Origin of the sequence: Streptomyces sp. CB01249 (genome assembly GCF_001905735.1) — a bacterium.
Taxonomy (GTDB): Bacteria; Actinomycetota; Actinomycetes; order Streptomycetales; family Streptomycetaceae; genus Streptomyces.
In genome coordinates, this window is record NZ_LISW01000004.1 from 634,570 (window position 1) to 649,608 (window position 15,039).

Annotated in this window: 15 protein-coding genes; 12 read left to right on the top strand and 3 right to left on the bottom strand. The window is 72.2% G+C overall.

Translation table 11 applies throughout. The features are described from left to right. The first annotated feature begins 24 nt into the window (after nucleotides 1–24). Entirely contained in the window at nucleotides 25–699 is a 675-nt protein-coding gene (locus tag AMK18_RS22490) for a response regulator (protein WP_018102260.1), read from the top strand. A 10-nt stretch (nucleotides 700–709) separates the two neighbouring features. Here AMK18_RS22490 and AMK18_RS22495 read toward each other — a convergent pair whose 3' ends face one another. Both AMK18_RS22495 and AMK18_RS22500 read right to left on the bottom strand, forming a co-directional pair. Beyond that, nucleotides 710–1,828 carry a DUF5937 family protein gene (locus tag AMK18_RS22495; protein ID WP_073864169.1) on the bottom strand — a complete coding sequence of 373 codons (1,119 nt, stop codon included), beginning with the start codon at nucleotides 1,826–1,828 and terminating at the stop codon, nucleotides 710–712. Then, nucleotides 1,825–3,021 carry a threonine aldolase family protein gene (locus tag AMK18_RS22500; RefSeq protein WP_018102262.1) on the bottom strand — a complete coding sequence of 399 codons (1,197 nt, stop codon included), beginning with the start codon at nucleotides 3,019–3,021 and terminating at the stop codon, nucleotides 1,825–1,827. Before AMK18_RS22500 ends, AMK18_RS22495 begins: the two co-directional genes overlap by 4 nt. Before the next feature lie 167 nt (nucleotides 3,022–3,188). Here AMK18_RS22500 and AMK18_RS22505 point away from each other — a divergent pair, with 167 nt between their 5' ends. The 10 genes from AMK18_RS22505 (at nucleotide 3,189) to AMK18_RS22550 (ending at nucleotide 11,288) form a co-directional block, all read left to right on the top strand. Then, the gene (locus AMK18_RS22505) at nucleotides 3,189–4,151 is read left to right on the top strand and encodes a Rossmann-like and DUF2520 domain-containing protein (protein WP_018102263.1); all 963 of its coding nucleotides are present in this window, start codon (nucleotides 3,189–3,191) and stop codon (nucleotides 4,149–4,151) included. After that, complete coding sequence (gene panC / locus AMK18_RS22510; RefSeq protein WP_073864170.1) at nucleotides 4,151–5,164, top strand: pantoate--beta-alanine ligase; 1,014 nt, start codon at nucleotides 4,151–4,153, stop codon at nucleotides 5,162–5,164. The genes AMK18_RS22505 and panC overlap by 1 nt, the downstream gene beginning before the upstream one ends. Next, the gene (locus AMK18_RS22515; RefSeq protein WP_073864172.1) at nucleotides 5,161–6,891 is read left to right on the top strand and encodes an L-aspartate oxidase; all 1,731 of its coding nucleotides are present in this window, start codon (nucleotides 5,161–5,163) and stop codon (nucleotides 6,889–6,891) included. The genes panC and AMK18_RS22515 overlap by 4 nt, the downstream gene beginning before the upstream one ends. A gap of 2 nt (nucleotides 6,892–6,893) precedes the next feature. After that, nucleotides 6,894–7,925 (top strand): carboxylating nicotinate-nucleotide diphosphorylase, encoded by a 1,032-nt coding sequence (gene nadC, locus AMK18_RS22520; RefSeq protein ID WP_037785817.1) that lies wholly within the window; start codon nucleotides 6,894–6,896, stop codon nucleotides 7,923–7,925. Then, nucleotides 7,925–8,722, top strand: coding sequence for a type III pantothenate kinase (locus AMK18_RS22525; protein WP_018102267.1), 798 nt, complete (start codon nucleotides 7,925–7,927; stop codon nucleotides 8,720–8,722). The genes nadC and AMK18_RS22525 overlap by 1 nt, the downstream gene beginning before the upstream one ends. A 137-nt stretch (nucleotides 8,723–8,859) precedes the next feature. Next, nucleotides 8,860–9,432 carry a hypothetical protein gene (locus AMK18_RS22530; protein WP_018102268.1) on the top strand — a complete coding sequence of 191 codons (573 nt, stop codon included), beginning with the start codon at nucleotides 8,860–8,862 and terminating at the stop codon, nucleotides 9,430–9,432. 43 nt (nucleotides 9,433–9,475) lie between these two features. After that, complete coding sequence (locus AMK18_RS22535) at nucleotides 9,476–9,655, top strand: hypothetical protein (protein WP_018102269.1); 180 nt, start codon at nucleotides 9,476–9,478, stop codon at nucleotides 9,653–9,655. 121 nt (nucleotides 9,656–9,776) lie between these two features. After that, entirely contained in the window at nucleotides 9,777–10,229 is a 453-nt protein-coding gene (locus AMK18_RS22540) for a BlaI/MecI/CopY family transcriptional regulator (protein ID WP_018102270.1), read from the top strand. A gap of 9 nt (nucleotides 10,230–10,238) precedes the next feature. Continuing rightward, nucleotides 10,239–10,796 carry an amino-acid N-acetyltransferase gene (locus AMK18_RS22545; RefSeq protein WP_026171407.1) on the top strand — a complete coding sequence of 186 codons (558 nt, stop codon included), beginning with the start codon at nucleotides 10,239–10,241 and terminating at the stop codon, nucleotides 10,794–10,796. Between the two features lie 156 nt (nucleotides 10,797–10,952). Continuing rightward, nucleotides 10,953–11,288 carry a histone-like nucleoid-structuring protein Lsr2 gene (locus tag AMK18_RS22550; protein WP_018102272.1) on the top strand — a complete coding sequence of 112 codons (336 nt, stop codon included), beginning with the start codon at nucleotides 10,953–10,955 and terminating at the stop codon, nucleotides 11,286–11,288. Here AMK18_RS22550 and AMK18_RS22555 read toward each other — a convergent pair. Next, nucleotides 11,267–11,887, bottom strand: coding sequence for an SCO3374 family protein (locus AMK18_RS22555; protein WP_073864174.1), 621 nt, complete (start codon nucleotides 11,885–11,887; stop codon nucleotides 11,267–11,269). The two genes, AMK18_RS22550 and AMK18_RS22555, sit on opposite strands and share 22 nt — an antisense overlap. 441 nt (nucleotides 11,888–12,328) lie before the next feature. On the opposite strand from AMK18_RS22555, the gene AMK18_RS22565 reads away from it, so the two are divergent. Then, nucleotides 12,329–14,854 carry an ATP-dependent Clp protease ATP-binding subunit gene (locus AMK18_RS22565; RefSeq protein WP_018102274.1) on the top strand — a complete coding sequence of 842 codons (2,526 nt, stop codon included), beginning with the start codon at nucleotides 12,329–12,331 and terminating at the stop codon, nucleotides 14,852–14,854. Nucleotides 14,855–15,039: the final 185 nt, after the last annotated feature.

Sequence of the window (15,039 nt, forward strand, 5' to 3'; positions counted from 1 at the left end):
ACGAACGAGGAGAGAACAGCCCCCATGGCGATCCGCGTGATGCTCGTCGACGACCAGGTGCTGCTGCGCACCGGCTTCCGGATGGTGCTCGCCGCCCAGCCCGACATGGAGGTGGTCGCCGAGGCCGGTGACGGTGCCGAGGCGATCGACATCCTGCGCGCCACCGCCGTGGACGTGGTGCTGATGGACGTCCGCATGCCGCGGCTGGACGGCGTCGAGGCCACCAGCCGCATCTGCGCCCAGCCCGACCCGCCGAAGGTGCTGATCCTGACCACGTTCGACCTGGACGAGTACGCGTTCTCCGGGCTGAAGGCCGGGGCCAGCGGCTTCATGCTGAAGGACGTGCCGCCGGGCGAACTGCTCGCCGCGATCCGCTCCGTGCACAGCGGGGACGCGGTCGTCGCCCCGTCCACCACCCGCCGGCTGCTCGACCGGTTCTCGCCGATGCTGCCCAGCGGCACCCCGGAACCGCAGCACAAGGACATCGCCAAGCTGACCGAACGCGAGCGCGAGGTGATGCTGCTCGTCGCGCAGGGCCTGTCGAACGGCGAGATCGCGGGGCGCCTGGTGCTCTCCGAGGCGACCGTGAAGACGCACGTCGGCCGCATCCTCACCAAGCTGTCGCTGCGCGACCGGGTGCAGGTCGTCGTCCTCGCGTACGAGACGGGCCTGGTCCGCGCCGGCGGCGGCGCGGGCTGAGCAAGCAGCCCTAGCGCAGGATCCCTTCCAGGAAGTCGCTGCCGAGCCGGGCCACCACGGTCAGGTCCAGCTGGTGCAGCACGTACCGGCCCCGGCGCCGGGTCGTGACCAGACCGGCCTTCTTGAGCACGGAAAGATGGCGGGAGACCTCGGGCGCGGTGATCCCGTTCGTGTCGGCGAGTTCACCGGTGGTGTACGGGGAACGCGCGATGTTCCGGCACAGCCGCATCCGCATCGGGTGCGCCAGCGCCTCCAGCCGCAGCTGGAGCAGCTCCACCGACGCGGGCGCGGGCAGCTCCGGCCGGTGCACCGGGTAGTGGATCACCGGACGCCAGCCCGGGGCGTGCAGCACCATCAGATGCGGCCAGCCGAAGCTGGTCGGGATGAACGTGAGCCCGGGGCCGATGGCGGGGTCCGTCGCGGTGGTCGCCCCCTCGGCCAGCTTGTCGACGCTGATCCGGCCGCCGTCCGCGTCGAGCGAGAGCGCGGGGGAGACCGCCCGTATCGCCTCGGCGAGCCCCTTGCGCCGCAGCAGGTCCGTCTTGTGCCGCGCGTCCGCCACCAGCTGGACGCGCGTCCGCTCCCAGGTGTCCGCGAAGAACGCCTGGTCGCAGTCCTCGAACAGGCGGCGCAGCCAGCGGCGTACGGGAGCCGGGTCGGCCAGCAGCCGCTCGGTGAAGTCCACCTGGCGCGGGCCGCGCGCCGCCGCCATCTCCAGCGCCCGGCCGCGCGCGTCGGTGTTGCGCAGCGGGGAGGCCGCGCCGGTCCCGTAGAACGCGGCGCAGGTGAACTCCAGGGCGGCGGAGACGAACCGGTCGTCGTCGAGCCGGTCCAGGATGTCCAGCTCGGCGGCGAGGCTGTCGCCCGGCAGGCCGTCGCCCCCGACGACCCCGGCGGACGGCATGAAGATGTCCGAGAAGGTGTTCCGCCACAGGAACTCCGCCTCGTGCAGCCGGTCGGCGAGATCCGGCTCCAGGGCCGTGGCGGTGGCCGTGGCCCAGCCGTGCAGGCCCGGGTGGTGGCCCGGCTCGGAGAGGGCGTGCAGCGCGACGCCCAGCTCCACGAGCGGGGAGGTCCGGAAGACGATGCGCTCGGGGTCGAGCCCCGCGATGCCGATGGTGACGCTCACCGCTCCATGGTGCCTTCCAGCCGCTCCAGGAACGCGGCCACCGCGTCCCGTACCTCGTCCGCGCTCCACTCCAGCCCGGCCTCCGTCACCGTGACCTCCGTGAACGCCACCCCCGGCGCCCCCGCGTCCGGGGTGAACCAGCGGCGGAAGAGCACCGTGCCCGTCTCCTCCGCCTGCCGCACCGATGCCTCCGTCAGCACGTCCGCGTCGTACGGCAGCCACACCTGGAACTGGTGCGTGTGCGGCACCTCCGGATGCACCCGGAACCAGCCCGCGCCGGCCGCCTCGAACCCCTCGGCCAGCGCCCCGGCGACCACCTTCGCGTGCGCCACGTACGACGGCAGCTTCGGCAGCTCCCGGTCGAGCCCGGCCAGGGCCGCGACCGCCGCCGGGAACTGCTGGAAGAGCTGACCCCCGTACCGGTGCCGCCAGAGGCGGGCCTCCTCGACCAGCGAGGCGGAACCGGCGAGCACGGCCCCGGAGATCCCGCCCAGGGACTTGTAGAACGACACGTACACGCTGTCCGCGAGCGCCGCGATCTCCGGCAGCCCGCGCCCGAAGCGCGTCGCGCACTCCCACAGCCGGGCCCCGTCGAAGTGGACGACGGCGTCCCGCTCCCGGGCGGCGGCCACCACGGCCTCCAGCTCCTCCCAGGTGGGCAGCAGGAATCCGGCGTCCCGCAGCGGCAGCTCCAGCATCAGGGTGCCGAAGGGCTCCGGGAAGTCGCGGACCTCCTCGGCGGTCGGTAGCCTCGGGTCGGTCGTCGGGTGGACCGTGCGCAGCCCGCTCACCGTCCCCAGGGCGCCGCTCTCGTGCACCTCCGGGTGGGCGAGCGGGTGCAGGGCGACGACGGGGTTGCCGGTGCGGGCGGCCCAGCAGCGCAGCGCCACCTGCTGGGCCATGGTCCCGGTCGGGAAGAACACGGCGGCCTCCGTGCCCAGCAGCCCGGCGACCCGCTGCTCCAGCTCGCCGACGACCCCGTCCCCGTAGATGTCCGCGGGGAGCCCCGGGTCGGTGACCGTCCCGGCGTCCGCCGCCAGGGCGGCCAGCTGCTCGCCGAGCGTGCGGTCCTGCGGGAGACGGGACAGGGCGCGCCCGGCTCGCCGCCATGCGGTGAGCCTGCGCAGCCGCGCCGCCTCCTCGCTGTCCGGCTCCGCCGTCCCGTCCGTCACCTGCGTGTTCATGTCTGCCATGGGACGATCATCACGCAGAACGCCGGACCTGCCCACCGCGTTTCCAGGGGCCGCCCGGAGCGGTATCCACAGGCTGTGGACAAGCCGGGAGGGCGGGGCGGCCGCTGGCGTAGCATGCAAGGGAATCGTCCGGTACCCCCCGCGGACTGGAACGGAAGGCCCGCAGTGTGAACGCAACAGCTCCCAAGGACCCGCTCGACGCCAGGGACCGCCCCGCCCGGCTGACCGTCGGCGTGGTGGGGGCGGGCCGTGTCGGCCCCGCCCTGGCCGCCTCCCTCGCCCTCGCCGGGCACCGCCCGGTCGCCGTCTCCGGAGTCTCCGACGCCTCGCGACGGCGCGCCGCCGACCTCCTCCCCGACGTCCCGCTCGTGACGCCCGCCGACGTCTTCGCGCGCGCCGAGCTCGTCCTGCTGACCGTCCCCGACGACGCCCTCCCCGGGCTGGTCGAGGGCCTGGCCGAGACCGGGGCGGTCCGCCCCGGACAGCTCCTCGTGCACACCTCCGGGCGGTACGGGACGAAGGTGCTGGACCCCGCGCGCCGGGCCGGCGCCCTGCCGCTCGCGCTGCACCCCGCGATGACGTTCACCGGCACCTCCGTGGACGTCCAGCGGCTGGCCGGCTGCTCCTTCGGGGTCACCGCCCCCGACGAGCTGCGGCTCGCCGCCGAGGCGCTGGTCATCGAGATGGGCGGCGAACCGGAGTGGATCGCGGAGGAGTCCCGTCCGCTCTACCACGCGGCCCTCGCCCTCGGCGCGAACCACCTGGTCACCCTGGTCGCCCAGTCGATGGAGCTGCTGCGCACCGCCGGGGTCACCGCCCCCGACCGGATGCTCGGCCCCCTGCTCGGCGCCGCCCTGGACAACGCCCTGCGCTCCGGCGACGCGGCGCTCACAGGACCGGTCGCGCGCGGCGACGCCGGCACGGTCACCGCACACCTGGGCGAGCTGCGCGCCCACGCCCCGCAGACGGTCGCCGGTTACGTGGCGATGGCCCGCGCCACGGCGGACCGCGCCCTCGCCCACGGCCTGCTCAAGCCGGAGCTGGCCGAGGACCTGCTCGACGCCCTGGCGGACGGCGCGTCCGGCCCGTCGCGGCCCGGCTCCCACGGCAGCGGACCGGAGGAGTCCTGATGACCGTCACCACATCCACCCCGGCCGTGCTGCACACCGCAGCCGAGCTGCACGCGTACGCCCCCGAGGGGCGGCGGGCCGTCGTCATGACGATGGGCGCCCTGCACGAGGGCCACGCCTCGCTCATCCGCGCCGCCCGCGCCCACGCGGGCCCCGCCGGGCAGGTCGTCGTCACCGTCTTCGTCAACCCGCTCCAGTTCGGCGAGGCGGCCGACCTCGACCGCTACCCGCGCACGCTCGACGCCGACCTCGCGGTGGCCGGCGCGGCCGGCGCCGACGTGGTCTTCGCGCCGTCCGTGGACGAGGTCTATCCGGGCGGCGAGCCGCAGGTCCGGATCTCGGCGGGCCCGATGGGCGAGCGGCTGGAGGGGGCCTCGCGCCCCGGCCACTTCGACGGCATGCTCACCGTCGTCGCCAAGCTGCTCCACCTCACCCGCCCGGACACCGCGTTCTTCGGGCAGAAGGACGCCCAGCAGCTCGCCCTGATCCGGCGCATGGTGCGGGACCTCAACTTCCCGGTCGAGATCAACGGCGTCGAGACGGTCCGGGAGCCGGACGGCCTCGCGCTGTCCAGCCGCAACCGCTTCCTCGACACCCATGAGCGCCGCACCGCGCTGGCCTTGTCCCGGGCCCTGTTCGCGGCCCGCGACCGGCTCGCCGCCCAGACCGCCCTGCACGCCCGCGCACAGGCCACCGGCGCCACCGAGGACCGGGCCGCCGGGCTCAACCGGCTCGGCGAGGCCCGCCTCGCGGCCGACGCCCAGGCGGTGGCCCGGGCCCGCCCGGACGCCGGACCGGCCGCCGTGCGCGCCGCCGCCCGCACGGTCCTGGAGGAGGCGGAGGCCGCGAGCCCGCCGCTCGCCCTGGACTACGTGGCGCTCGTGGACCCGGCCGACTTCACCGAGATCCCCGACGACCGCGCGGCCGGTGAGGCCATCCTCGCCGTCGCCGCCCGGGTCGGCGCCACCCGCCTCATCGACAACATCCCCCTCACCTTCGGAGTGACCCCGTGACCGGAATACGGCTGACAGCCCCCGCACCCGGCTGGTCCATCGACGCCGACGTGGTGGTCGTCGGCTCCGGCGTCGCCGGGCTCACCACCGCCCTGCGCTGCGCCGCCGCGGGCCTCGCCACCGTCGTGGTGACCAAGGCCCGCCTGGACGCCGGTTCCACCCGCTGGGCCCAGGGCGGCATCGCGGCGGCACTCGGCGAGGGCGACACCCCCGAACAGCACCTGGACGACACCCTGGTCGCCGGCGTCGGCCTCTGCGACGAGTCCGCGGTGCGGGCCCTGGTCACCGACGGCCCGGGCGCGGTGCGCCGCCTGATGGAGACCGGCGCCCGCTTCGACACCGTCGAGGACGGCTCCGTCGCCCTCACCCGCGAGGGCGGCCACCACCGCCGCCGCATCGTCCACGCGGGCGGCGACGCGACCGGCGCCGAGGTCTCCCGCGCCCTGGTGGAGGCGGTCCGCACGGCCGCCCTGCACACCATCGAGAACGCCCTCGTGCTCGACCTCCTCACCGACGCCGAAGGCCGTACCGCCGGGGTCACCCTGCACGTCATGGGCGAGGGCCAGCACGACGGCGTCGGCGCGGTCAACGCCCCGGCCGTGGTCCTGGCCACCGGCGGCATGGGCCAGGTCTTCGCCGCCACCACCAACCCCTCGGTCTCCACCGCCGACGGCGTGGCGCTCGCGCTGCGGGCCGGCGCGGAGGTCTCGGACGTGGAGTTCGTCCAGTTCCACCCCACCGTGCTCTTCCTCGGCGCCGGCTCCGAGGGCCAGCAGCCGCTGGTCTCCGAAGCCGTACGCGGCGAGGGCGCCCACCTGGTCGACGCCTCCGGTACGCGCTTCATGCTCGGGCAGCACGAACTGGCGGAGCTGGCCCCGCGCGACATCGTCGCCAAGGGCATCACGCGCCAGATGCAGCTCAACGGCACCGACCACATGTACCTCGACGGCCGCCACTTCGGCGCCGAGATGTGGGAGAACCGCTTCCCGACGATCCTGGCCGCCTGCCGGTCCCACGGCATCGACCCGGTCACCGAGCCCATCCCCATCGCGCCCGCCGCGCACTACGCGTCCGGCGGCGTCCGCACCGACCTGCGGGGCCGTACGACCGTCCCCGGCCTGTACGCCTGCGGCGAGGTCGCCTGCACCGGGGTGCACGGCGCGAACCGGCTGGCGTCCAACTCGCTGCTCGAAGGACTCGTCTTCGCCGAGCGCATCGCCGCCGACATCGTCGGCGACCGCCCCCGCTCCGGCGAGGCCGTCGGACCCGACGGGACGCCCGCCCCGCTCCTCGCCCCCGAGACCCGGCTCACGATCCAGCGCGCCATGAGCAGGGGCGCCGGGGTGCTGCGCTCCGCCGAGAGCCTGGCCACCGCCGCCGCCGAGCTGGAGGAGCTGCGGCTCGGCGCCCGCGCGACCGGGGCGGCCGAGGCGAAGCCCGCGGTGCCCGGCGTCGAGGCGTGGGAGGCCACCAACCTGCTGCTCGTCGCCCGGGCCCTGGTCGCCGCCGCCCGCGCCCGCGAGGAGACCCGAGGCTGCCACTGGCGCGAGGACCGGCCCGAGCGCGACGACGCGAACTGGCACCGCCACCTCGTCGTACGGCTCGGTCCGGACGGCGGTCTCGTCCTCCGTCGGACGGATACCGAGGCATTCGGGCCCGTGGACGCGCCCGGGGCACCAGACTGCGCAGCGACGAGCACCACCCACCCCACTCCCGAGGAGCCGTAACCGTGAGCACGCCCGAAGAGAATCCGCGCCCCACTCCCGTGGACGTACCGCTGATCCGGGTCGGTGCGCCCGCCCCCGCCGCGGGCGGCTGCGGGGACGGCTGCGGCTGCGGCGGCGACGAGGAGTACGAGGAGTGCGGGCTCGACCCCGCGCTCGCCCAGCTCCTCGCCGAATCCGGCCTGGACCCGATCCAGGTCGAGGACATCGCGCACCTCGCCATCGCCGAGGACCTGGACGGCGGGGTGGACGTCACGACCGTCGCCACCGTCGCCGAGGACGCCATGGCCACCGGTGACTTCACCGCCCGCGAGGCCGGTGTGGTGGCCGGGCTGCGCGTGGCGGAGGCGGTCCTGTCGATCGTCTGCACCTCCGAGTTCGAGGTCGAGCGGCATGTCGAGGACGGCGACCGCGTCGCCCCCGGCCAGAAGCTGCTGACCGTCACCACCCGCACCCGCGACCTCCTCACCGGCGAGCGCAGCGCCCTCAACCTCCTCTGCCGCCTCTCCGGCATCGCCACCGCCACCCGCGCCTGGGCCGATGTGCTGGAGGGCACCAAGGCCGAGGTCCGGGACACCCGCAAGACGACTCCGGGGCTGCGCGCCCTGGAGAAGTACGCGGTGCGCTGCGGCGGCGGCGTCAACCACCGGTTCTCGCTGTCCGACGCCGCGCTGGTCAAGGACAACCACGTCATCGCGGCGGGCGGGGTCGCCGAGGCGTTCAAGCGGGTCAGGGAGGAGTTCCCGGAGCTGCCGATCGAGGTCGAGGTCGACACGATGGACCAGGTCGCCGAGGTCCTGGAGGCGGGCGCCGACCTGATCCTGCTGGACAACTTCACCCCGTCCGAGACCGCCGAGGCGGTCGCCCTGACCGGCGGCCGCGCCTTCCTGGAGTCCTCCGGCCGGCTCACCCTCGACTCGGCCCGCGCCTACGCGGAGGCCGGGGTCGACTACCTGGCCGTGGGCGCGCTGACCCACTCCTCGCCGATCCTGGACATCGGCCTGGACTTCCGCGACACCGACGGGGCCGGCGCCTGATGCTGCTCACCATCGACGTCGGGAACACCCACACCGTCCTCGGCCTGTTCGACGGCGAGGAGATCGTCGAGCACTGGCGGATCTCCACGGACGCCCGCCGCACCGCCGACGAGCTCGCCGTACTGCTCCAGGGCCTCATGGGCATGCACCCGCTGCTCGGCATGGAGCTGGGCGACGGCATCGAGGGCATCGCGATCTGCTCCACGGTCCCGGCCGTGCTGCACGAGCTGCGCGAGGTGACCCGCCGCTACTACGGCGACGTCCCCGCCGTGCTCGTGGAGCCGGGCATCAAGACCGGGGTGCCGATCCTGATGGACAACCCGAAGGAGGTCGGCGCGGACCGCATCATCAACGCGGTCGCCGCCGTCGACCTGTACGGCGGTCCGGCGATCGTGGTCGACTTCGGCACGGCCACCACCTTCGACGCGGTCTCGGCCCGGGGCGAGTACACCGGCGGTGTCATCGCGCCCGGCATCGAGATCTCCGTCGAGGCGCTGGGCGTCAAGGGCGCCCAGCTCCGCAAGATCGAGCTGGCCCGGCCGCGCAGCGTCATCGGCAAGAACACCGTCGAGGCCATGCAGGCGGGCATCATCTACGGCTTCGCCGGCCAGGTCGACGGGGTCGTGGAGCGGATGAAGAAGGAGCTGGCGGCCGACCCGGACGACGTCACCGTCATCGCGACGGGCGGCCTTGCTCCGATGGTGCTGGGCGAGTCCTCCGTCATCGACGAGCACGAGCCCTGGCTGACCCTCATCGGGCTCCGCCTGGTGTACGAGCGCAACGTGTCCCGGCTGTAGCGAAGGGCCTCTGACCGGCGGCTCCGGGGGTGACGACGCTCCGGGGCCGCCGCGCCACCGACGACCAGTTAAGCCGATTTTGTCCCTTTAGCACGTATTGTCGCGTCATGCCCACGCCCTACGGATCACGCGGCGGTATGGCCTTCAGCGCGGACGAGCTGCGAGTGCTCCGACGCGCCCTCGCCTTCGCGCTGCACCCCGCGCCCCTGCCCGACGAGGATGTCCAGGACTGCCTGCGGCTGGCGGGCAGCGTGGACGAGGCCGTCGCCGAGGCCGGACGGCTGCGCGCCTTCCTCCTCGCCGACCTCGTCCGCTACCGCGACGCCCTTCCCGGCTCCCTCACCGGCTATCTGGAGCTCCTCCAGGACGCCCTGGCCGCCGGATACGACCCGCTCCCCGAGGACCTGGCCGCGCTGCGCGCCCTGCGCGGCGGCCCGGTCGCCGCGGCCCTCCTGGAGCGCTGCCAGATGATCGCGGAGCGCTCGGTGCGCGCCCGGCTCGCCGGACGCGCCGTGCACGCGACCGCCCCGGCGCCCCGCAGCAGGCTGCTCGCCCTGCCCGGCGGGCGCGCCGCCGAGCCGGACAAGCCGAAGGCGCCGCCGGCCCCGGCCCGCCCCGTGCCGCCGTCCGAGCGCCCGGCGCCGAAGCCCTCCGAGGTCTTCCCGCCGCGCCGCCCGGTGCCCCAGCCGCCGCAGCGCCGCGCGGGGTAGGGCCTCTCCGGAGGCCGGGAGGCGGCTCGCTACTCTGGAGGGCATGGACTACGTATCCGCGCTCGTGCCCCCCGTGGTGATGGCCGCCTTCTTCATCGGCCTGGTCGTGACGATCGTCAAGAGCCAGGGCGGCCCCAACAAGGCCAAGGAGGACGCGGCCGTGGACGCGGCGATCAGCCGCGCCGAGTCGGTTCAGCAGACCCCGCGCACCGAAGGGGCCTGACCCCTCCGGGGTGCGCCAGGCGCCCCCGTATACGAAAAGGCGTACGACTCCCGAGGAGTCGTACGCCTTTTTGCTGTGTGAATAGCTACGCATTCCAGACATCTGGCACTAAGGTGACGCTGTGCCCCGTCAATTGGGAGAGCTCGAAGACGCCGTGATGACACGGGTCTGGGAATGGAACCGTCCGGTCACTGTGCGGGAAGTCCTGGAGGACCTTCAGCAGGAGCGGTCCATCGCCTACACCACCGTCATGACGGTAATGGACAATCTCCATCAGAAGGGCTGGGTCCGCCGCGAAGTGGAGGGCCGCGCATATCGATATACGGCCGTCTCCACCCGCGCCGCATACGCCGCCGCCCTGATGAACGAAGCCTGGTCGCTCAGCGACAACCCGGCGGCCGCGCTCGTCGCGTTCTTCGGGATGATGTCGGCCGAGCAGCGCGAGGCTCTGCGCGACGCGATGCGGATCGTTCTGCCCGCTCTTCCCGAGGACGGCGCGGCAGCCGCGGACGAAGCCGGGGAGGGCGAAGCCCGTGAAGCGGGCGATGACGCGGAGCCGGAGACCGGGCGATAGCGTCTGCGTATGTCCTCAGAGCTTCCGCAAACCGATTACCGGACCGAACCGTCGGTTATAAACGTGGCCATCACCGTCCGGCGTGCACGGACGAGCGATGTGCCCGCCGTCCGTCGTCTCCTCGACGGCTACGTGCAGGAAGGCATCCTCCTCGACAAAGCCACGGTGACGCTTTACGAGGACATCCAGGAGTTCTGGATCGCCGAACGCGACGAGGACGCCTCGGTCGTCGGCTGCGGTGCGCTGCACGTCATGTGGGAAGACCTCGCCGAAGTCCGCACGCTCGCCGTCGACCACGGCCTCAAGGGCGCCGGAGTGGGCCACCAGGTCCTCGACAAGCTGCTGCGGACCGCCCGCTGGCTGGGCGTCCGCCGGGTTTTCTGTCTCACCTTCGAAGTCGACTTCTTCGCGAAGCACGGCTTCGTGGAGATCGGAGAGACGCCCGTCGACGGAGATGTCTACAGCGAGCTGCTGCGTTCCTATGACGAGGGAGTCGCGGAGTTCCTCGGTCTCGAACGAGTGAAGCCGAACACCTTGGGCAACAGCCGGATGCTTCTGCACCTGTGACCGCGCGAAGAGCCGGAAGAGGGGGCCGAGCCCCTATGTCCGAATCGCGCATGTTTCCCGTCTCCTTGAGCTGCTGAACCTCTCCCGGGGGTTTGTGTTTTCCGAGGAAAAGCGGTTTCCTTTCCGCGTACTCCATTTTCGATGAAAGGAAATCCGGTGGCACAGAAGGTTCAGGTCCTTCTTGTTGACGACCTCGACGGTGGCGAGGCGGACGAGACGGTGACGTTCGCGCTGGATGGCAAGACGTACGAGATCGACCTCACCACCAGCAACGCGGACAAGCTGCGTTCCCTTCTCGAGCCCTACGCGAAGAACGGCCGGCGTACCGGTGGCCGTGCGGCGTCGGGTCGTGGCAAGGGCCGCGCCGTCTCCGGTGGCAACAAGGACACCGCCGAGATCCGTAAGTGGGCCCGCGAGAACGGCCACAATGTGAATGACCGCGGCCGCGTTCCCGCCGAGATCCGCGAGGCTTACGAGAAGGCCAACGGCTGAGCCACGGGCTCATCGTGGAACAAGCCGGCCCGGGCACGTGCCAGTCGGGCCCGGTGGCATTCCGTCGCCACGGCGTCCACGAGCCGGACGAGGTCGGGGGCATCGGTACGCCTGCTCCCGAAGCCGGAGAATGCCGGGAGCACCGGCGCTTCGTCCAGTTCCCGTGACGGCCTGGGGGGCCGCAGCCAGGAGGCGGCCCCCGGCTCCGCCGGACGCCCCGGCGGCGGCGGAGCGGTGATCCGCCCGCCCGCGCCCAGCCCGGTCAGCGACAGCGCGACCCCGCCCCACTCCAGCCAGTCGAGCAGCCCCGGCAGCTCCTCCGCGCTTCCCGGCGCCACCAGCAGGCTCATCCGCAGCCCCATGAGCGCCACCGGCCCCGTCGGGCCCACCCGCCGCAGTGCCGCGTGTCCGGCCACGGCGGGGACGACGAGCACGTCGAACCGCAGCCCGGTCAGCAGCCGCACCGGAGCACCGCCCGCGGTGGCCCAGCCCAACTCCCGCTCGTACCACCCGGCCCAGCCGTCGCACGGCTCGCCCCGGGCATCACCGCCCAGCTCGACGGCGGGCGGGACACGGGGCGGCGGGACGGTGAGGGTCATGACGGAACAACCCCCGACCGGCCCACCAGGTTACGTAGCGCGTACGCGCGACCGCGTAGGGTGTCCGGGTTGGGGGCGTACGGGCGCATTCAGGAGTACGAAGATGTTCGCCCGTAGCGGAGGGAACCCGCGTACGCCGCATGGACTGTCTGTAATTGCGGGTAAGACATCCCTAGTGGGGAGGGGCGACACGCACGCCATGCACGTCTCACGTTCGCCATCGGCGTACTGGCGACTGGGGTATTGGCCTGGCCTGCGGGAACATCGTCTCGCACCATCGGGTTGGAGCAGTTGTCGGCGTTCGGGGCGGGCGATCCCCCGGGAAGCAGGGCCGGGTGTCGGCAGTTGAAATGAGCGGTCCCCGCTTGCGGGACTAAGCTGCGGAAGGACAGGGAGGGGACCGACCCCTTACTGCCTGACCGCTCTGAGGAGCGATTAACGATGTTCGAGAGGTTCACCGACCGCGCGCGGCGGGTTGTCGTCCTGGCTCAGGAAGAAGCCCGGATGCTCAACCACAACTACATCGGCACCGAGCACATCCTCCTGGGCCTGATCCACGAGGGTGAGGGTGTCGCCGCTAAGGCCCTGGAGAGCCTCGGGATTTCGCTCGAGGCGGTCCGCCAGCAGGTGGAGGAGATCATCGGCCAGGGCCAGCAGGCCCCGTCCGGCCACATCCCCTTCACGCCCCGAGCCAAGAAGGTCCTGGAGCTGTCGCTCCGCGAGGCCCTCCAGCTCGGCCACAACTACATCGGCACGGAGCACATCCTGCTCGGCCTGATCCGCGAGGGCGAGGGCGTCGCCGCCCAGGTCCTCGTGAAGCTCGGCGCCGACCTGAACCGGGTGCGCCAGCAGGTCATCCAGCTGCTGTCCGGGTACTCCGGCGGCAAGGAGGCGGCCACCGCAGGCGGCCCCGCGGAGGGCACGCCCTCCACGTCGCTGGTGCTCGACCAGTTCGGCCGCAACCTCACGCAGGCCGCCCGCGAATCCAAGCTCGACCCGGTCATCGGGCGCGAGAAGGAGATCGAGCGGGTCATGCAGGTGCTCTCCCGCCGCACCAAGAACAACCCGGTGCTCATCGGCGAGCCCGGCGTCGGCAAGACCGCGGTGGTCGAGGGCCTGGCCCAGGCCATCGTCAAGGGCGAGGTGCCCGAGACCCTCAAGGACAAGCACCTCTACACCCTCGACCTCGGCGCGCTGGTCGCCGGCTCCCGCTACCGCGGTGACTTCGAGGAGCGCCTGAAGAAGGTCCTCAAGGAGATCCGCACCCGCGGCGACATCATCCTGTTCATCGACGAGCTCCACACCCTGGTGGGTGCGGGTGCCGCCGAGGGCGCGATCGACGCCGCGAGCATCCTCAAGCCCATGCTGGCGCGAGGCGAGCTGCAGACCATCGGCGCGACCACGCTGGACGAGTACCGCAAGCACCTGGAGAAGGACGCCGCTCTCGAGCGCCGCTTCCAGCCGATCCAGGTCGCGGAGCCGTCGCTGCCGCACACCATCGAGATCCTCAAGGGTCTGCGCGACCGCTACGAGGCCCACCACCGCGTGTCCATCACGGACGAGGCGCTGGTCCAGGCCGCGACGCTGGCCGACCGGTACATCTCGGACCGCTTCCTGCCGGACAAGGCGATCGACCTGATCGACGAGGCCGGTTCCCGGATGCGCATCCGCCGGATGACCGCGCCGCCGGACCTCCGCGAGTTCGACGAGAAGATCGCGGGCGTGCGCCGCGACAAGGAGTCGGCCATCGACTCCCAGGACTTCGAGAAGGCGGCCTCTCTCCGCGACAAGGAGAAGCAGCTGCTGGCGGCGAAGGCCAAGCGCGAGAAGGAGTGGAAGGCCGGCGACATGGACGTCGTGGCCGAGGTCGACGGCGAGCTCATCGCCGAGGTCCTCGCCACCGCCACCGGCATCCCGGTCTTCAAGCTGACCGAGGAGGAGTCCTCCCGGCTGCTGCGCATGGAGGACGAGCTCCACAAGCGCGTCATCGGGCAGAAGGACGCCATCAAGGCGCTCTCGCAGGCGATCCGCCGTACGCGGGCCGGCCTGAAGGACCCGAAGCGCCCCGGTGGCTCGTTCATCTTCGCCGGTCCGTCCGGTGTCGGTAAGACCGAGCTGTCCAAGACGCTCGCCGAGTTCCTGTTCGGCGACGAGGACGCGCTGATCTCCCTCGACATGTCGGAGTTCAGCGAGAAGCACACGGTCTCGCGTCTCTTCGGTTCGCCCCCCGGCTACGTGGGCTACGAGGAGGGCGGCCAGCTCACCGAGAAGGTGCGCCGCAAGCCGTTCTCCGTCGTCCTCTTCGACGAGGTCGAGAAGGCCCACCCCGACATCTTCAACTCCCTGCTCCAGATCCTGGAGGACGGTCGCCTGACCGACTCCCAGGGCCGGGTCGTGGACTTCAAGAACACGGTCATCATCATGACGACCAACCTCGGGACCCGGGACATCTCGAAGGGCTTCAACCTGGGCTTCGCCGCCCAGGGCGACGTCAAGACGAACTACGAGCGGATGAAGGTCAAGGTCAACGAAGAGCTCAAGCAGCACTTCCGGCCCGAGTTCCTCAACCGTGTCGATGACACCGTCGTCTTCCACCAGCTCAGCCAGGAAGACATCATCGAGATCGTCGACCTGATGATCGCGAAGGTGGACGAGCGGCTCAAGGACCGTGACATGGGCATCGAGCTCAGCACGGAGGCCAAGAAGCTGCTCGCCAAGAAGGGCTACGACCCCGTGATGGGCGCCCGGCCGCTGCGCCGGACGATCCAGCGCGAGATCGAGGACGTCCTCTCGGAGAAGATCCTCTTCGGCGAGCTGCGCCCCGGCCACATCGTGGTCGTCGGCAGCGAGGGCGAGGGTGACGACGAGAAGTTCACCTTCCGCGGCGAGGAGAAGTCGGCTCTGCCCGACGTCCCGCCGATCGAGCAGGCGGCGGGCGGCGGCCCGAACATGACGAAGGAAGCGTGACAGGCGCCTTCTGCCCCTTCCGGCAGTAGCGTCCGAGCGTCCAAAAGGGGCGGCCCCGACCGGTTTCGACCGGCCGGGGCCGCCCCTTTTCGCGTCGCGGACACGGTGACAGCGGCGTCACAGGAACGTTCCGGTCGCGTTCGCTACGCGCATGGAGCGAAAATCGCTCGTTAGTCTGGCCCCGC